General features: G+C 71.0%; 1 protein-coding gene. It reads left to right on the top strand.

All coding sequences use genetic code 11. From position 1 onward, the window contains the following. A partial coding sequence (locus AXW62_RS39675; protein WP_060948559.1) for an acetyl-CoA carboxylase biotin carboxylase subunit occupies nt 1-1316 on the top strand: 1316 nt, incomplete at both ends.

Here is a 1316-nt window from a genome sequence, read left to right as displayed (position 1 = left end):
ATGTGCGCGCGGCCGACGAAGCCTACGCGCTGGGCGGTGACACCCCGGCAGCCAGCTATCTCGACCAGGCCAAAGTCCTGGCCGCCGCCGCCGAATCCGGCGCCGACGCCATCCACCCCGGATACGGATTCCTCTCCGAGAACGCCGACTTCGCCCAGGCCGTCCTCGACGCCGGCCTGACCTGGATCGGCCCCCCACCCCAGGCCATCCGCGACCTGGGCGACAAGGTCGCCGCCCGCCACATCGCCCAGCGCGCCGGCGCACCCCTGGTCGCCGGCACCCCCGACCCCGTCAGCGGGGCCGGGGAAGTCGTGGCCTTCGCCGAACAGCACGGCCTGCCCATCGCCATCAAAGCCGCCTTCGGCGGCGGCGGACGCGGCCTGAAAGTCGCCCGCACCATGGACGAAGTCCCCGAACTCTACGACTCCGCCGTACGCGAGGCCGTAGCCGCCTTCGGCCGCGGCGAATGCTTCGTCGAACGCTACCTGGACAAACCCCGCCACGTGGAAACCCAGTGCCTGGCCGACACCCACGGCAACGTCATCGTGGTCTCCACCCGCGACTGCTCCCTCCAGCGCCGCCACCAAAAACTCGTCGAAGAAGCCCCCGCACCCTTCCTGACCGACGAACAGGACGCCGAACTGCGCCGGGCCTCCAAAGCCATCCTCAAGGAGGCAGGCTACGTCGGCGCGGGAACGGTGGAGTTCCTGGTCGGCAACGACGGCACCGTCTCCTTCCTGGAGGTCAACACCCGCCTCCAGGTCGAACACCCGGTGACTGAGGAGGTCACCGGCATCGACCTGGTCCGCGAGATGTTCCGCATCGCCGACGGCGAGGCCATCGGCTACGACGACCCCCCGGTCCGCGGCCACTCCTTCGAATTCCGCATCAACGGTGAGGACCCGGGCCGCAACTTCCTGCCCGCGCCGGGGACGGTGACCGCCTTCGTCCCGCCCGCGGGCCCCGGCGTCCGCCTGGACGCCGGAGTCGAATCCGGCAGTGTCATCGGCCCGGCCTGGGACTCGCTGCTGGCCAAGCTGATCGTCACCGGCGCCACCCGCACCCAGGCGCTGCAGCGCGCGGCCCGCGCCCTGGCCGAGTTCCAGGTCGAGGGCATGGCCACCGCGATCCCGTTCCACCGGGCGGTGGTGAAGGACCCGGCGTTCACCAGCGACCCGTTCACCATCCACACCCGCTGGATCGAGACCGAGTTCCACAACACCATCGCGCCGTTCACCCCCGCCGGGACGGACGAGGCCGAGGAGCCCACCGCCCGCGAGACCGTCGTGGTCGAGGTCGGCGGCAAACGCCTGGAG

The sequence above is a fragment of the Streptomyces hygroscopicus subsp. hygroscopicus genome (assembly GCF_001553455.1).
In the GTDB taxonomy this organism is placed as follows: domain Bacteria; phylum Actinomycetota; class Actinomycetes; order Streptomycetales; family Streptomycetaceae; genus Streptomyces; species Streptomyces hygroscopicus.
The sequence above is the reverse complement of the archived record's forward strand: the minus strand, read 5'-3'. Positions and strand labels throughout refer to the sequence as shown.